This window comes from Pseudoduganella sp., from assembly GCF_041914865.1.
Classification (GTDB): domain Bacteria; phylum Pseudomonadota; class Gammaproteobacteria; order Burkholderiales; family Burkholderiaceae_D; genus Rugamonas.
Genome location: NZ_JAYSCO010000007.1, coordinates 1 through 14,331, shown reverse-complemented (window position 1 = coordinate 14,331; position 14,331 = coordinate 1). Strand labels below are relative to the sequence as shown.

Genomic DNA, 14,331 nt, shown 5'->3' with positions numbered 1-14,331 from the left:
GTTTGATTGAAGCTGGATCAGTTGTAGCTGCCGCCCAGGAAGGCTTGGTAGACGCCGATCGTCTGCGGTTTGGACATTGAGTTCATGTGGCCCGCTTCCTCGACTGCTACGAAGCGCTTGCGAGGATTAGTGACGCCGTCGAACAGTTCGCGCGAGGTGGCAATCGGGGTTTGGACGTCGTTGACGCCGTTAATCACCAGCAGCGGCCCCTGGAAGGCGCGCAACGCGGCGCGATTGTCGATGGCGGCCAGGTCCTGGTCCAGGTTGATGCGCACGAAAGCCTTGGCATACCAGGGGATCTGGTTGTCGGCGTAGGCCTGGGCATTGGTGCCGGTGCCTTCCAGCACCAGCGCATCCAGCTCGCGCTTGGCGGCCAGGCGGGCGGCGACGAAGCTGCCGAAAGAGTGGCCGTGGACGACCAGTTTCCCTTTGGTCGTGGCGCGCACATGGTCGTACAGCGCCAGCGTCTCTCGCTCAAGGTCCGCCAGGCCAAACGGGGAATCCGGGGCTTCGCTGCGGCCAAAGTCGTGATAGTCGAAGCTGATCACGTTCGCGTTCATCTCGGTGAATGGCTTGGAGAACACGCCGCCGTGGGCATCCACACGGACTCCGGAACCCATGAAGTACAGCACCGTGAACTGCGCGTCAGGCTTGCGGACATGGATGCCGCGGCTGATGGCGCCATCGGGATGGGTGAACTCGATATTCTCAACCTGATAGGCCGGCGCAGTCTTCTTCAAATGCGTCACCTTTCCGCTATCGCGCGGAAGGAATTGCTTGGCAGTGAGGTTGACGGTCGAACAGCCGCCAAGTGCGGCAAGCATGGCGGCGGAAAGCAGCAGGCGTGGAATATTCATTGCGGTGTCAGGCGCGTTTAAAGGGACAGCAAGCGTAGCATCTTGCTATCCCCTGAAAACACGCACATTGTCACCGCACGCGCTGATCAGGACTTGAGCGAGAGCATGCGTTCGACGTAGCGGGCGATCAGGTCGATTTCCAGGTTGACCTTGGAGCCGGCTTTCAGGTGCTTGAGCGTGGTGACCTGGATGGTGTGGGGGATCAGGTTGATCGAGAAGGAGCAGCCGGTGTCGCTGTCTTCAACACGGTTGACGGTCAGCGAGACGCCATTCACCACCACGGAGCCTTTATAGGCCAGGTATTTCGCCAGGTCGCGCGGGGCTTCGATCACCAGTTCGTGCGATTCGCCGACCGGCTCGAATTTGCGCACCACGCCCAAGCCATCGACGTGGCCGGATACCAGGTGGCCGCCCAGGCGCTCGGCCAGGGTCAGGGCTTTTTCCAGGTTCACTTCGGTGGTGGTGTCCAGGCCGACGGTCTTGTTCAGGCTTTCGCGCGAGACGTCCACGGTGAAGCCGGTGGCGGTCTTTTCCACCACGGTCATGCAGGCGCCGTTCAGGGCGATTGAGTCGCCCAGGCCGACATCGGCCATCGGCAGGCCGCCGGCGTCAACGTCCAGGCGCACGCCTGCATCGGCGCCGCCAGCCAGCGGGGTTACGGATTTGATTTTGCCGACAGCGGCGACGATTCCAGTAAACATAATGATCTTCAGTGTGGGTTGAATCGGGCAAGGATACGCAAATCGGCGCCGACTTGCTTTACCTCGTGGAATTTCAGGTTGTGCTTTCCGCTCAGCTCCGTGAGCGCGGGCAGCGCAAACATGCCTTGGGCGTCACCCAACAGGGTCGGCGCCAGGTAGACCAGCAGCTCGTTGACGCAGCCTTCGCGGATCAGGGAACCATTCAGCTTGCCGCCCGCTTCCACGTGCAGCTCGTTGATCTGGCGGCGGCCCAGTTCCCGCATCAGCTCCGGCAGGTCGACCTTGCCGTGGGCGTTGGGCAGCACGATGACTTCCGCGCCCTGGTCGCGCAGGATGGCCTCTTTTTCCGCGTGGTGGGCAGCCGCGATGATCCAGGTGCCGCCGCCTTGCAGAACCCGCGCCTGCGGGCTGATTTCCAGCTTGCTGTCGACCACGATGCGGCGCGGCTGGCGCGGGGTTTCGACGGCGCGCACATTGAGCTGCGGGTCGTCGGCCTTGACGGTGCCGATGCCGCTCAGGATGGCGCAGGCGCGGGCACGCCATGCATGGCCGTCGGCGCGCGCTTCCGGGCCGGTGATCCATTGGCTTTGGCCGTTATGCAGGGCTGTCATGCCATCCAGGCTGGCAGCGGTCTTCATGCGTACCCACGGCAGGCCATGGCGCATGCGTTGGAAGAAGCCGATATTCATTTCATAGGCCTGCTCGGCCAGCAGGCCGCTGCTGACCTGGATGCCTGCCGCCGCCAGGCGCGCCATGCCGTTGCCGGCCACCAGCGGATTGGGGTCTTCCATGGCGGCTACCACGCGCCCCAGGCCCTCACGCACCAGCGCGTCGGCGCAGGGCGGCGTGCGGCCATGGTGGCTGCAGGGCTCCAGCGTGACGTAGGCGGTGGCGCCGCGCACGTCGTGGCCGCGCCGCCTGGCGTCCTTGATGGCCTGGATCTCGGCATGGTCCTGGCCAGCGGCTTGCGTCACGCCTTCGCCGATCACCACGCCGTCGCGCACGATGACGCAGCCGATGCGCGGGTTCGGGGACGTGGTGTACAGGCCTTTTTCCGCCCATTGCAGGGCCAGCTGCATGCCTTCGAGGTCGCTGTTGATATTCATATGCTTGCGCAGGTTGCCGGTTCCAGGGCGGGGTCGCACAGCCGCGCCCTGCCCTGCATATTGATCTTGATATTGCGCTGCACGCCGGCCAGTTCAAGGGTGATGGTGCCGAAGTTGGCGGCATTCGGGTGGGCGGCGCGGCAGCTGCGTCCTGCTGCATTATATGCGACGTAAAACGGGGCCGTGGCGTCGGTGAACTTGGCCTTGACCTTGAGGCGCTCGGGCGGCGCCTTGTGGCGGCTGAGGATGGGTTCTCCCTGTTCGACGATGCGGTTGGCATTATTGTCAACAACGATCAGCCAGCCCTGCTGCCAATCGCCGCTTTCGGCCAGCAGGGTGACGACGCGGCGCCGGGCGATGGCCTGGGCGCGGGTTTCGTTGATGGCGGCGAGCAGGTCGGCGGAGGCCGCGCGCAGCTGGCGGCCTGCCAGCATGTCGCTCAGTTGGGGGATGGCGGAGGCGAACAGGATCGAGAGGATGGCAAGCACGATCAGCAGCTCAAGCAAGGTTACGCCGAGCAGGCCGGGAGCGCGCGTTGCGGCACGGCGCGGGCGCGACGCCCTCGCGCGCGCGGCGCGGCGGTCGGCGGCGCCTAGCGCCAGCAGCCGGGGCCGGGGCCGCTGGCGAGGTGCAGGCCGGTGCTGGTGAGGATCAGGCGTTCGCATCGCGGATCCTTGAAGCTGTTGTCCACCTTGGGTGTGCCGGGCGTGGCGACCAGCTGGATGCAGTCGCGGATCTGTTCTCCCTCGCAGGCTTTGCCTTCCACCTCATAAGCACTGGACTTTGGCGCGCGGCCGGACCACCAGCGGAACTGGGCCGGCGCCTGGCCTGTGCTGGCGGCGGAAAACGCCACGTACGTGTTGAAACGGGTGAAATGGCGCTCCTGGTGCTGCATCATTTCCTGCAGTGCGGCCTGGGCCTCGCCACGGCGCATGCGGATCACCGCCTCGCTCCACACCGGCATGGCAACCGCCAGCAGGATGGCGGCGACCGCCAGCGCGACCAGGATGCCGAACAGGCTTTCGCCTTTGCTGCTGGCGGCCTTCATTGCCCGTCCCCCGCGTCCGCTGCATCGTGCAATGCCTGCCAGTCCATGATCTCGCGCCAGCTATGGCGACGCACGGGCAAAGGCGGCTGGAAGCTGGCCTGCAGCACAGCTTCCGAACCCGGGCGGGTGCCGAAACCAATTACAGTCACGCGGTAATAGTGGGCTGGCGGCTTGCCCGGCGGCGTATAGGTGACGCGCTCGACCAGATAGCGCGGGCGGCGGAAGGGCAAAGACGCCTCCCCCACGTCCATCGCCGCGCCGGTCATGGCACCGTACTCCGTGCCGCCGTCGCCGGCCAGGTCCACCGTTTGCCAGGCCGGCGCAGGTGCCGGGCCATCCGCCCCGGCACCCGTTGGCGACACTTCGACCGGCACGCTGAGACCCGCATTGATATCGCGTTCTGCATCCATCATGGCATCCTCCGCAGCCTGGAAGGCGATCAAGCGGTCACGCTCAGCGCGGGCGGCCTTCTCGCCCAGCATGGCGGTGTGCGCCGCCGACGCCCCCAGCGTCAAGGCGGCAAGCAGCAGCAGGAACGTGACGGGAAGCGTGACGCCGCGCTGCTTGTAGTGGCGCATGGCAGGCTCCTAAGGATTGCGCAGCGCGACCGTAGTACCGAAGATGCGGCGCGCACGGTGCCGCATTGCCGGCGGCAGGCTCGCCTCATCGACCAACGCGGCCGCATCGTCGCCCGGCAGCAGCGCATAACTGGATAGCAGCGGGCCCGGACGGGAGCCGCGCTCGCCGTGCAAGAGCAAAGCGATACGGACGCTGGCAACGCGACGCCAGTTGGGCTGCAAGGCTTGCTCCGCCGGCGGCAAGGCGGCATCGCGCGCATCGATGGCGCTGGCGGTGAGGTAGAGGTTGGGGATGCCGTCGCGCGGCGTATCCGTATCCAGGCCATACAGGACATGGAAGGCATCCACCCCGCGCAGCACGGCGTCGGCACCCCAGCTATGTTCACTCTTGTATTTACAGCGCAGTTCCGCCACCCCGTCGCTGGCCTTGGCGACGTAGAAAATGCTCCAGGCCCACTCTCCCGGATCGGCAGGAAAGCCGGCGCAATTGAGCATCGCGCTGCCCGCCTTGGCGCCCGCGCCCGCAATGGCCGCGGACGAAAAGCGGATGGCCAGTACATCGCTACCGTTCACCGATGGTTGCGGCGTCCCCATCCCCGCCGCACCTGTGGCCACGCTGGCATCGTCGCGCCCCTCCACCGCCAGCGGAGGCAACGGGCCTGCAACCGCGTCGGGTTCGCCGGGAAAACCGGCCTGGCGCACAGCCTGGCCGATGATGGCAAGGGCGAACCGGCCATTGTCGTCGATGCGCGTATTGGCCCCGTTGAACTGGAAATCCTGGTTGGAGGCATGCAGCAGCGTCGCCGCCACCAGGGTAACAAGGAGACTCAAGGTCATGGCGATGACAACTTCGGCCACGGCCACGCCGCGCTGACGGCGCCTCATGGCTCGCCTCCGGTCGGCGGCGCGTCGGGCGAAGCCTCAGGCGCAGGGCCGGGCGGCGCACCGGGCGCCGACGCCGCAACGCGCAAGGCGAACTGCGGCACGGTGCTCCCCGCCTGCTGGCTGCGCCAGCCGATCTTGATGGCGATGGGTGCCTCCGCGCCTCCGCTGCAAGCCCACTGCATCGCGGCGGCGCCATCGCGGCAAACGACGGCGCGGGCGGACGGCAGGCTGGCCTGGAGATGCAAGCGGAACTCATCCAGCTCGCGCTGCACGAGGGCCGCCGCATCGCAGGGCGCATCGCTACAGGCGCCCGGCGCAGCCGCCTCCCCCGGCACCGGACCAGGCGCCGCCAGTGCCGCATCGAATTCAAAGCCAAGGTAGGCGGAGGACTGCGTAGCGTTGGCCCGGATGCGGTCCGCGAGCGTGGCAGCCGCTTGCAGGGCTTCGGTCTGCAAGGCCGACTCCTGGCGCGTGCGCATGGCGTGTGCCTGCATCGCCAGCGCGCCGACCAGCCCCACGGCCAGCAACAGCACAGCGACCAGCACTTCCACCATAGTGAATCCCGCAGTTGGACGACGCATGGCGCAGCCCTCCCCTGCTGTTCACATTAGCCAGCAGCGGTCACGCGGATTTGAGGAATATCAAGCCTTGGGATTGAGCTCTTGACCGTCGCCAACTTCTTCGATCGCATCCTGGAATTCCGCCAGGTCCTCGAAGTTTTTGTAGACGGAAGCAAAGCGGATATAGGCCACTTTGTCGAGACGCTTCAGCTCAGCCATGACGAGTTCGCCGACGTAGACCGAATCGACCTCACGCTGGCCGCTGGTCAGCAGCTTCTCCTCGATCGACGCCACCGCCTTATCGACCGACTCCGCCGCCACCGGACGCTTGCGCAGGGCCAGCATCAGGCTGGCGCGCAGCTTATCGGCCGAATACTCGGTACGGCTGCCGTTCTTCTTGACCACATAAGGCATGGTCAGCTCGATGCGTTCCCAAGTGGTGAAACGCTTATCGCAATTGACGCAGCGCCGGCGCCGCTTGATGGCGTCCCCCTCCTCCGACACGCGGGTGTCGAGGACCTGGATATCATCGTGCTGGCAGAACGGGCATTTCATGGGATAGAGCGTCTCTTATTATGTAATGAAAAAGCGCCGGACCTTGCGATCCGGCGCCTTGATAGTACCAACCGCCCGCTTAGGCGTAAACAGGGAATTTATCAGCCAGCACCTTCACAGCCGCTTTCACGCGCTCGATGGTTGCTGCGTCGTGCGGGTTATCCAGCACGTCGGCGATCAGGTTACCCACCTGCTCCGCCTCGGCTTCCTTGAAGCCACGGGTGGTGAAGGCTGGCGAACCCAGACGGATGCCGGAAGTCACGAATGGCTTCTGCGGATCGTTCGGGATACCGTTCTTGTTGCAGGTCATGTGCGCCTGGCCCAGGATCGCTTCCGCTTCCTTACCGGTCAGGTTCTTGGCGCGCAGGTCGACAAGGAACACGTGCGACTCGGTGCCGCCGGACACGATGCGCAGGCCGCGCTTGATCAGGGTCTTGGCCAGCACGTCAGCGTTCTTCACCACTTGCTGCTGGTAGGCCTTGAACTCTGGCGACAGGGCTTCCTTGAACGCCACCGCCTTGCCAGCGATCACGTGCATCAGCGGGCCACCCTGGATGCCTGGGAAGATTGCCGAGTTGATGATCTTCTCGTGCTCCGCCTTCATCAGGATGATGCCGCCGCGCGGACCGCGCAGGGACTTGTGGGTGGTGGAGGTTACGAAGTCAGCGTGCGGCACTGGGTTCGGATACAGGCCGGCGGCGATCAGGCCAGCGTAGTGGGCCATATCGACCATGAAGTAGGCGCCGACAGCCTTAGCGACTTTGGAGAAACGCTCGAAATCGATCTTCTTCGAGAAAGCCGACGCGCCAGCGATGATCAGCTTAGGCTTGTGCTCTTTGGCCAGGGCTTCCATGGCGTCGTAATCGATATCCTCTTCCGGGGTCAGGCCGTAGGAAACGACGTTGAACCACTTGCCGGACATATTCAGGCCCATACCGTGGGTCAGGTGACCGCCTTCGGCCAGCGACATGCCCATGATGGTATCGCCCGGCTTCAGCACGGCAAAGAACACGCCCTGGTTAGCCTGGGAACCCGAGTTAGGCTGCACGTTCGCCGCTTCCGCGCCGAACAGCTGCTTCACGCGGTCGATGGCCAGCTGTTCCACGACGTCGACGTTTTCGCAGCCACCGTAGTAACGCTTGCCTGGATAGCCTTCCGCATACTTATTGGTCAGCTGGGAGCCCTGGGCTTCCATCACGGCTGGCGAAGTGTAGTTCTCCGAAGCGATGAGCTCGATATGGTCGTGCTGGCGCTTGTTCTCGTTCTGGATAGCGGCAAACAGCTCCGCGTCAACGTTGGCGAGGGTGTGATCTTTTGCGAACATGAAATTACTCCAGTTTTTTAAGGCAGATTGGATCGAATCGGGAGCCAAAAAGTGACAGGGCAGCCGAAACGCACGTTTCCATCGTGGCTGCCCAGGCGAACGGCTGTTTGAGATCTCACGTTCCCCGGTGGTTGCCCACCTCTCACCAGCAGCGCAAGCGCCAGCTAGTTTTTCGCCAGTTACGTGAGACAGTAATGGAGCCAAGATTGTAAGTTAAGTAGCAGATAACGGCAACGGTTGTGCCGTTTTCCCCGGAAAACCGCCCCAAACCAGTGCCCAAACCAGTGCCAGGTCTGTCATTCGGACAGCTAGCGCTATCCTTTGATCTTTCTCAATACGCAAAAATGGCCTGAAACGCGTATTGAGAAAGATCAAAGAATTGGTCTGGCTGTCCGAATGACAGACCTGGCACCGGTTTTGGCCGGTTTTGGCCTACAATCAGCGCTTCAATATTGGGAGTTCGACCATGATCGTGTTAGTTACCGGCGCTACCGCTGGTTTTGGCGCCGCGATGGCGCGCGTTTTTGTGCGGAATGGGCATCGCGTTATCGCGGCTGGGCGCCGGACTGAGCGCTTGGAGGCGCTGGCGGCGGAATTGGGTCCGAACTTGTTGCCGGTTAAGTTGGATGTGACCGATAAGTCGGCTATCCTGGCCGCCCTGGCTTCCCTGCCCGCTGATTGGCGTGAAGTCGATGTGCTGATTAATAACGCTGGCCTGGCCTTGGGCGTGAAGGGGGCGCATGAGGCGCCGCTGGAGGATTGGGAAACCATGATCGCCACCAATTGCACCGGCCTCGTCACCATGACCCATGCCTTGCTGCCGGATATGGTGGCGCGCGGCCGTGGCACCATCATCAACCTGGGCTCGGTGGCTGGCCATTACCCGTATCCGGGCGGTAACGTGTATGGGGCGACCAAGGCTTTTGTGGAACAGTTCACCCTGAACCTGCGCGCCGATTTGATCGGCACCGGGGTGCGGGCGACCAATATCGCGCCGGGCCTGTGCGGTGGCACCGAGTTTTCCAACGTGCGTTTGAAGGATGATGCGGCGGCGGCGAAAGTCTATGAGGGCACGACGCCGCTTACGGCTGACGATATTGCAAATACTGCTTACTGGATTGCAACTTTACCGCCACATATTAACGTGAATTTGATTGAATTGATGCCAACTTGCCAAGGTTTCTCCCCCTTCGCCATTAAACGCGGCTAAAATGCCGGCGCATGTAAGGGAAAACCGTAAGCAATTGTTACGATATTGTGCAAATGTCCAAATTCGCCTAATTATTTGGCGTAAAATGTTGCCCATTCTCATTTAGTAGCTGTTCTATCCATATGTCGTCTGTGTTCACCTGGGAGGTCCGTGTCTATTACGAAGACACGGATGCCGGCGGGATCGTCTACTACGCGAACTATTTGAAGTTCTTCGAGCGCGCGCGCACCGAGTGGTTGCGCGCTCTCGGCGTTAACCAGGACATCCTGCTGCGTGAGCACGACGCCATGTTTGTTGTCAAAAACGTCAGCGCGGACTACCACGCGCCGGCCCGTTTGGACGATGTAATAAAATTGACGCTTCGTATCGAAAAGCTGGGCCGTGCGTCGATCCAGTTCGTGCAGGAAGCGTGGTGCGGTGAGCGCCTGCTGAATACTGCCCATGTCAAAGTTGGCTGCGTCGATTCCGCCCTGCGTCCGCGCGCTGTGCCGGATGCCGTGGCTGTCCGCATGCGCGCATAATAATTAGACCGAGAAACAATGAACGTCACCCAAGACCTTTCTTTCATCGCCCTCATCTCCAACGCCCACCTGATCGTTCAGTTGATCATGGCGTTGCTGCTTGCGATTTCCGTCATCAGCTGGACTTACATTTTCAAGAAGCTGTTTGATGTGCGCGGTGCGCGCAAGCAGACCATCGAATTCGAGAAGACTTTCTGGGCCGGCGGCAACCTGCATGCGCTGCATGCGAGCGCCGGCAGCAACCGTGCCAACAGCGGCGCGCTGGCGCGCATTTTTGAGGCGGGCATGGGCGAGTTCATCAAGGGCAAGCAGGCGGCTGCGGCCAGCCGCGATATGGACCTGGGCGCGGTACTGGACGGTGCGCGCCGTGCCATGCGCGCGGCTTTCCAGCGTGAGATGGATGCGCTGGAGGCGCACCTGGCGTTCCTGGCGTCGGTCGGTTCCGTGTCGCCGTACATCGGCCTGCTCGGCACCGTGTGGGGCATCATGAATGCGTTCCGCGGCCTGGCCAATGTGCAGCAGGCTACGTTGAGCGCTGTGGCGCCTGGTATTGCGGAGGCGCTGATTGCGACCGCTATCGGCCTGTTCGCGGCAATTCCAGCCGTGGTGGCGTACAACCGTTTCTCGCACGATATTGACCGCCTGGCGATCCGCTTCGAGAGCTTCGTTGAAGAATTCTCGAACATCCTGCAGCGCCAGTCCCGTTAAAAGGCGAAACTGAAGATGGCTTCTTCCCTCTCCAGCAGCATGCGCGGCGGCCGTGGCCGCAAGCTGAAGTCCGAGATCAACGTCGTGCCGTATATCGACGTGATGCTTTGCCTGCTGATCATCTTCATGGTGATGCCGACCTCGAACAACCCGCAGTCGATCGACCTGCCGCACGCGGAGAAAGCCGTGCGTCCGCCGGATGCCTTCATCCAGGTGCAGGTGAAGCCGAATGGCTCGCTGTCGATCGGCATCGCCGGCAAGGCGGCCGATGCGCCGGAAACCGAGCCGAACCGCGAGGCCCTGGTGCGCAAGCTGCGCGCCCTGCACGAACAATATCCTGAGTACCCGGTGCTGATCGCCGGCGATAAGGAAAGCAAGTACGACGATGTGATTCAGCTGATTTCCGAAGCGAAAAAGATGGGGATTCACCGCGTTGGCCTGGCAACCAAGTAAGGCATGGCAATGACGATGGCAGATGCTGGCGGACCGTACCGTGTGCCCAAGCGGCACACCGGTACGCGCGCGTTTGCGCTCGCCGTGGCTGTGCATGGCGTACTGTTCCTGTTCCTCTGGGTCGGTATCCGCTGGAACAATGAAGTGGTGGGCGTGGATGCCGAGATCTGGGATATGACGACCCAGATGGCGGCGCCCAAGGCCGAACCGGAACCGGAGCCCAAGCCTGAGCCGGAACCCGAGCCGCCCGTGCGCGAGCCGGTCAAGGAAACGCCGCCGCCGGAAGTGGTGAAGCCGCCGCAGCCCGATCCTGAAATCGCGCTGCGCAAGCAGAAGGAAAAAGAGAAGAAGGAACTGGAAGAGAAGAAGCTGGCCGAGCTGAAGAAGAAAAAAGAAGAAGAGAAAAAACTGGCCGAGCAAGAAAAGCAGGAAAAGCTGGAGAAAGAAAAAGCCAAGAAACTGGCGGAACTGAAAGAGAAGGAAAAGCTGGCCAAAGCCCGTGAAGCGGAAATGAAGCGCATCATGGGTTCGGCCGCAGCCGGCTCCACCGGCACGGCAGCCAAGTCCACCGCACCGCGCCTGGACGATGGCTACAAAGCTGCGATCGTGACCAAGATTCGAAGCTTCCTGAACTATCCGGGACAGGAAGATGTCGAAGCTGTGTACACCATCACCCAGCTGCCGACTGGTGAAGTAATGGGCGTCCGCAAGGTAAAATCCAGCGGCGTCGCGGCTTATGACACCGCGATCGAAAACGCGATCCGCAATGCCTCGCCCCTGCCCAAGCGCAAGGACGGCACCGTGGAGCGCGAGATCACGGCGACCTTCAAACTCAAGGAAATGCGGCAATAAGGATCGTGAGAATGATTAACAACGCTAAATATCTGTTTGTCCTGGCCGGCGCGGCGTTCGCGCTGTCGGCACAGGCCCAGCTGCGCGTGGAGATTTCCGGCGTGGGCAGCAACCAGATTCCGGTGGCGATTGGCCCCTGCGCCAATGAAGCGGCGGCGCCGGCCCAGATCTCGGAGATCATCAAGGCCGACCTGACCCGCAGCGGCATGTTCAAGATCATCGACGCGGGTGCGACCACCAATCTGATGCAGCTGGATGCGACCAGCTGGAAGGCGCGCGGCGCCGATGCACTGGCCGCCTGCGCGGTCACCCCGTTGGGCAACGGCAGCTTCGATGTGCAATACCGCCTGCTGTCGACCGGCGCCGGCAATGACCTGTCCGCCATGCGTACCCAGGTGCCGACCCAGTACGGCCGCCTGGCAGCACACAAGATCGCCGACGATATCTATGAAAAGCTGACCGGCATCAAGGGCGTATTCTCGACCCGCATCGCGTACGTGGTCCAGCAAGGCAGGCAGTACCGCCTGGAAGTGGCGGACGCCGATGGCGAGAACGTGATCCCGGCCCTGGTATCGACCGAGCCGATCATCTCGCCTGCCTGGTCGCCGGACGGCACCAAGGTGGCCTATGTCTCGTTCGAGCAGCGCAAGCCGGTAGTGTACGTGCAGAACCTGGTGACCCGCCAGCGCACCGTAATCGCCAACGAAAAAGGCAACAACTCGGCGCCGGCCTGGTCGCCGGATGGCAGCAAGATCGCGGTGGCCCTGTCCAAGACTGGCAATACCCAGATCTTCATCGCCAATGCGGACGGCTCCGGCCTGCGTCGCCTGACCAACGGCTCCACCATCGACACCGAGCCGCAGTTCAGCCACGACGGCCAGCACGTCTACTTCACCAGCGACCGCAGCGGCGGCCCGCAGATTTATCGCATGAGCGTCAACGGCGGCGAAGCGCAGCGCGTGACGTTCGGCAGCACCTACAATATCAGCCCGCGCATTTCCGCCGACGGCAAGACGCTGGCTTATATTTCGCGGCGCGACGGCAATTTCCAGCTCTACGTGTTGGACCTGGAATCGCGCCAGGAGCAACGCCTGTCCGATACCACCAGCGACGATTCGCCGAGTTTCGCTCCGAATGGCAAGTACATCCTGTACGCCACTCAGAACGGCGGCCGCCGCTCGCTGGCCGTGGCATCGACCGACGGCCGTGTTAAGCAGCGCCTGAGCATTCAGGCGGGCAATATCAAGGAACCCACTTGGGGTCCTTTCATGAAGTAAAGAAGTAAAAAGAGAGAAGTAGCACCTTTAACGACCAGGAGAAATAAAAATGCGTAACGTAAAACACGTAGCCTTCATCCTCAGCACCGCAGCCCTGCTGGCAGCTTGCTCCACCCCGAAGCCAGCTGAAAAAGCACCAGAAGTGGTAGAAAAGCCAGCCGCTCCAGCCGCTCCAGCTGCTGACACCCGTAAAGTTGAACCAGTGCAGGCAGCCGTAGACGAACTGGACATCCCAGGCGGCAAGCTGGCCAACCGTTCCGTGTACTTCGACTTCGACAGCTACGTTGTGCGTGAAGACGGCAAAGAAGTGGTGCAGAACCACTCCGCATACCTGGTGAAGAACGCCCAGCGTTCCATCCTGATCCAAGGTAACACCGACGAGCGCGGTGGCTCCGAGTACAACCTGGCCCTGGGCCAGAAGCGCGCTGAAGCCGTGCGTAAGTCGATGGCCGCCCTGGGCGTGCCAGAAGCGCGCATGGAAGCCGTGTCCCTGGGCGAAGAGAAGCCAAAGGCAACCGGTTCCAACGAAGAAGCATGGGCACAGAACCGCCGTGCTGACATCGTGTACAAAGCCAAGTAATCTTCCGGCTTAACATGACGCACAAGGGGCAGCGCGCAGTTTATACTGCGCCCTGCCCCATTTCTTTTTTTGTGCAAGGAAAGAACAATGAAATTCACCAAGTCCGCCCTGATGGCAGCCCTGTTCGCTGCCACCCTGCCCCTGAGCGCCTCCGCCGGCCTCTTCGACGATGAAGAAGCGCGCAAGGCCATCACCGACCTGAAAGCCAAGGTCAGCAAGCTGGAAGCGGACCTGAAAAACCTGATCGACACCAAAACCGACAAGAGCGCCACGCTGGACCTGATCGCCAGCCAGGACCAGATGCGCGAAGAAATTTCGCGCCTGCGCGGCCAGGTCGAAATCCTGCTGAACGAAATCCAGGTGGCCCAGAAGCGCCAGAAGGACTTCTACACCGACCTGGACGCCCGCCTGAAAAAGCTGGAGCCGCGCCAGGTCACCATCGACGGCCAGACCACCTCCGTCAACATGGACGAGCAGAACGCCTACGACAACGCCATGGCCCAATTCAAGGGCGGCGACTACAAAGGCGCCGCCAACGCTCTGCAAGACTTCGTGAAGCGCTACGGCGCCTCGGCCTACGCCTCCAACGCCCAATACTGGCTTGGCAACGCCTTCTACGCCCAGGGTGATTGCAAAAATGCCATCACCGCCCAGCAAGTGGTGGTGAAGAACTGGCCGGACAGCCCCAAAGCCGCCGACGCCATGCTGAACATCGCCAGCTGCCAGATGGAGCTGAAGGCCGTCAACAACGCCAAAAAGACCCTGCAAGACCTGATCAAAGCCTACCCTGGCACTGCCGCCGCCGCTACCGCCAAAGAGCGCCTGAAAGGCAAGTAAGCCGAGCGGCACAAGCGAACAAGGGGACTGACCCTTCGGGTCCGTCCCCGATGCCCGCGATCCAAAAAAGTGCCGCGCAGCATTTGACAGATCCAATAGCCCAGCCTATAATCTCGCTTCTTCTTTCGACGGGTCGTTAGCTCAGTTGGTAGAGCAGCGGACTTTTAATCCGTTGGTCGCAGGTTCGAGCCCCGCACGGCCTACCATTCGAATAGAGGAACCTTGGGTCGTTAGCTCAGTTGGTAGAGCAGCGGACTTTTAATCCGTTGGTCGCAGGTT

Annotated in this window: 18 protein-coding genes, 1 tRNA gene and 1 riboswitch; of the genes, 9 read left to right on the top strand and 10 right to left on the bottom strand. The window is 62.2% G+C overall.

Annotation, left to right across the window (positions count from 1 at the left end):
• Nucleotides 1–17: 17 nt before the first annotated feature.
• From ACE3TQ_RS04955 to glyA, 10 genes are all read right to left on the bottom strand, one after another.
• Nucleotides 18–857 (bottom strand): alpha/beta hydrolase, encoded by an 840-nt coding sequence (locus tag ACE3TQ_RS04955; protein WP_374580850.1) that lies wholly within the window; start codon nt 855–857, stop codon nt 18–20.
• 86 nt (nt 858–943) lie between these two features.
• Complete coding sequence (locus ACE3TQ_RS04950) at nt 944–1,558, bottom strand: riboflavin synthase (protein WP_374580848.1); 615 nt, start codon at nt 1,556–1,558, stop codon at nt 944–946.
• An 8-nt stretch (nt 1,559–1,566) separates the two neighbouring features.
• On the bottom strand, nt 1,567–2,664 hold the full coding sequence (gene ribD, locus ACE3TQ_RS04945) for a bifunctional diaminohydroxyphosphoribosylaminopyrimidine deaminase/5-amino-6-(5-phosphoribosylamino)uracil reductase RibD (RefSeq protein ID WP_374580847.1): 1,098 nt from the start codon (nt 2,662–2,664) through the stop codon (nt 1,567–1,569).
• The gene (locus ACE3TQ_RS04940) at nt 2,661–3,329 is read right to left on the bottom strand and encodes a GspH/FimT family pseudopilin (RefSeq protein ID WP_374580846.1); all 669 of its coding nucleotides are present in this window, start codon (nt 3,327–3,329) and stop codon (nt 2,661–2,663) included. Before ACE3TQ_RS04940 ends, ribD begins: the two co-directional genes overlap by 4 nt.
• A complete protein-coding gene (locus ACE3TQ_RS04935; RefSeq protein WP_374580845.1) occupies nt 3,257–3,712 on the bottom strand; it encodes a type IV pilin protein in 456 nt (151 codons plus the stop codon). The genes ACE3TQ_RS04940 and ACE3TQ_RS04935 overlap by 73 nt, the downstream gene beginning before the upstream one ends.
• On the bottom strand, nt 3,709–4,290 hold the full coding sequence (locus ACE3TQ_RS04930) for a pilus assembly protein PilX (protein WP_374580844.1): 582 nt from the start codon (nt 4,288–4,290) through the stop codon (nt 3,709–3,711). The genes ACE3TQ_RS04935 and ACE3TQ_RS04930 overlap by 4 nt, the downstream gene beginning before the upstream one ends.
• A 9-nt stretch (nt 4,291–4,299) precedes the next feature.
• A complete protein-coding gene (locus ACE3TQ_RS04925; RefSeq protein WP_374580843.1) occupies nt 4,300–5,175 on the bottom strand; it encodes a PilW family protein in 876 nt (291 codons plus the stop codon).
• Nucleotides 5,172–5,756, bottom strand: coding sequence for a type IV pilus modification protein PilV (pilV, locus tag ACE3TQ_RS04920; RefSeq protein ID WP_374580841.1), 585 nt, complete (start codon nt 5,754–5,756; stop codon nt 5,172–5,174). Before pilV ends, ACE3TQ_RS04925 begins: the two co-directional genes overlap by 4 nt.
• Before the next feature lie 60 nt (nt 5,757–5,816).
• On the bottom strand, nt 5,817–6,290 hold the full coding sequence (gene nrdR / locus ACE3TQ_RS04915; protein WP_374580840.1) for a transcriptional regulator NrdR: 474 nt from the start codon (nt 6,288–6,290) through the stop codon (nt 5,817–5,819).
• 79 nt (nt 6,291–6,369) lie between these two features.
• On the bottom strand, nt 6,370–7,614 hold the full coding sequence (gene glyA / locus ACE3TQ_RS04910; protein WP_374580839.1) for a serine hydroxymethyltransferase: 1,245 nt from the start codon (nt 7,612–7,614) through the stop codon (nt 6,370–6,372).
• Between the two features lie 82 nt (nt 7,615–7,696).
• Nucleotides 7,697–7,807: riboswitch (ZMP/ZTP riboswitch) on the bottom strand.
• A 273-nt stretch (nt 7,808–8,080) separates the two neighbouring features.
• Here glyA and ACE3TQ_RS04905 point away from each other — a divergent pair.
• The 9 genes from ACE3TQ_RS04905 (at nt 8,081) to ACE3TQ_RS04865 (ending at nt 14,258) form a co-directional block, all read left to right on the top strand.
• Complete coding sequence (locus tag ACE3TQ_RS04905) at nt 8,081–8,824, top strand: SDR family NAD(P)-dependent oxidoreductase (protein WP_374580838.1); 744 nt, start codon at nt 8,081–8,083, stop codon at nt 8,822–8,824.
• A 122-nt stretch (nt 8,825–8,946) separates the two neighbouring features.
• A complete protein-coding gene (ybgC, locus tag ACE3TQ_RS04900) occupies nt 8,947–9,345 on the top strand; it encodes a tol-pal system-associated acyl-CoA thioesterase (protein WP_374580837.1) in 399 nt (132 codons plus the stop codon).
• 18 nt (nt 9,346–9,363) lie between these two features.
• The gene (gene tolQ, locus ACE3TQ_RS04895) at nt 9,364–10,053 is read left to right on the top strand and encodes a protein TolQ (RefSeq protein ID WP_374580836.1); all 690 of its coding nucleotides are present in this window, start codon (nt 9,364–9,366) and stop codon (nt 10,051–10,053) included.
• 15 nt (nt 10,054–10,068) lie between these two features.
• Nucleotides 10,069–10,506, top strand: a complete 438-nt coding sequence (locus ACE3TQ_RS04890; RefSeq protein ID WP_374580835.1) for a biopolymer transporter ExbD — start codon at nt 10,069–10,071, stop codon at nt 10,504–10,506.
• Between the two features lie 9 nt (nt 10,507–10,515).
• Nucleotides 10,516–11,358 carry an energy transducer TonB gene (locus ACE3TQ_RS04885; protein WP_374580834.1) on the top strand — a complete coding sequence of 281 codons (843 nt, stop codon included), beginning with the start codon at nt 10,516–10,518 and terminating at the stop codon, nt 11,356–11,358.
• Between the two features lie 11 nt (nt 11,359–11,369).
• Nucleotides 11,370–12,635 (top strand): Tol-Pal system beta propeller repeat protein TolB, encoded by a 1,266-nt coding sequence (gene tolB, locus ACE3TQ_RS04880; protein ID WP_374580833.1) that lies wholly within the window; start codon nt 11,370–11,372, stop codon nt 12,633–12,635.
• A 49-nt stretch (nt 12,636–12,684) separates the two neighbouring features.
• Complete coding sequence (pal, locus tag ACE3TQ_RS04875; RefSeq protein WP_374580832.1) at nt 12,685–13,215, top strand: peptidoglycan-associated lipoprotein Pal; 531 nt, start codon at nt 12,685–12,687, stop codon at nt 13,213–13,215.
• An 87-nt stretch (nt 13,216–13,302) separates the two neighbouring features.
• On the top strand, nt 13,303–14,052 hold the full coding sequence (gene ybgF, locus ACE3TQ_RS04870) for a tol-pal system protein YbgF (protein ID WP_374580831.1): 750 nt from the start codon (nt 13,303–13,305) through the stop codon (nt 14,050–14,052).
• Nucleotides 14,053–14,182: 130 nt separating this feature from the next.
• Nucleotides 14,183–14,258: transfer RNA gene (locus ACE3TQ_RS04865), tRNA-Lys, on the top strand.
• Nucleotides 14,259–14,331: the final 73 nt, after the last annotated feature.

Bases quoted from the DNA above. Each gene is read 5' to 3' on its own strand.
- ACE3TQ_RS04955 (WP_374580850.1), bottom strand. From the start codon at position 857: ATGAATATTCCACGCCTGCTGCTTTCCGCCGCCATGCTTGCCGCACTT.
- ACE3TQ_RS04950 (WP_374580848.1), bottom strand. From the start codon at position 1,558: ATGTTTACTGGAATCGTCGCCGCTGTCGGCAAAATCAAATCCGTAACC.
- ribD (WP_374580847.1), bottom strand. From the start codon at position 2,664: ATGAATATCAACAGCGACCTCGAAGGCATGCAGCTGGCCCTGCAATGG.
- ACE3TQ_RS04940 (WP_374580846.1), bottom strand. From the start codon at position 3,329: ATGCGAACGCCTGATCCTCACCAGCACCGGCCTGCACCTCGCCAGCGG.
- ACE3TQ_RS04935 (WP_374580845.1), bottom strand. From the start codon at position 3,712: ATGAAGGCCGCCAGCAGCAAAGGCGAAAGCCTGTTCGGCATCCTGGTC.
- ACE3TQ_RS04930 (WP_374580844.1), bottom strand. From the start codon at position 4,290: ATGCGCCACTACAAGCAGCGCGGCGTCACGCTTCCCGTCACGTTCCTG.
- ACE3TQ_RS04925 (WP_374580843.1), bottom strand. From the start codon at position 5,175: ATGAGGCGCCGTCAGCGCGGCGTGGCCGTGGCCGAAGTTGTCATCGCC.
- pilV (WP_374580841.1), bottom strand. From the start codon at position 5,756: ATGCGTCGTCCAACTGCGGGATTCACTATGGTGGAAGTGCTGGTCGCT.
- nrdR (WP_374580840.1), bottom strand. From the start codon at position 6,290: ATGAAATGCCCGTTCTGCCAGCACGATGATATCCAGGTCCTCGACACC.
- glyA (WP_374580839.1), bottom strand. From the start codon at position 7,614: ATGTTCGCAAAAGATCACACCCTCGCCAACGTTGACGCGGAGCTGTTT.
- ACE3TQ_RS04905 (WP_374580838.1), top strand. From the start codon at position 8,081: ATGATCGTGTTAGTTACCGGCGCTACCGCTGGTTTTGGCGCCGCGATG.
- ybgC (WP_374580837.1), top strand. From the start codon at position 8,947: ATGTCGTCTGTGTTCACCTGGGAGGTCCGTGTCTATTACGAAGACACG.
- tolQ (WP_374580836.1), top strand. From the start codon at position 9,364: ATGAACGTCACCCAAGACCTTTCTTTCATCGCCCTCATCTCCAACGCC.
- ACE3TQ_RS04890 (WP_374580835.1), top strand. From the start codon at position 10,069: ATGGCTTCTTCCCTCTCCAGCAGCATGCGCGGCGGCCGTGGCCGCAAG.
- ACE3TQ_RS04885 (WP_374580834.1), top strand. From the start codon at position 10,516: ATGACGATGGCAGATGCTGGCGGACCGTACCGTGTGCCCAAGCGGCAC.
- tolB (WP_374580833.1), top strand. From the start codon at position 11,370: ATGATTAACAACGCTAAATATCTGTTTGTCCTGGCCGGCGCGGCGTTC.
- pal (WP_374580832.1), top strand. From the start codon at position 12,685: ATGCGTAACGTAAAACACGTAGCCTTCATCCTCAGCACCGCAGCCCTG.
- ybgF (WP_374580831.1), top strand. From the start codon at position 13,303: ATGAAATTCACCAAGTCCGCCCTGATGGCAGCCCTGTTCGCTGCCACC.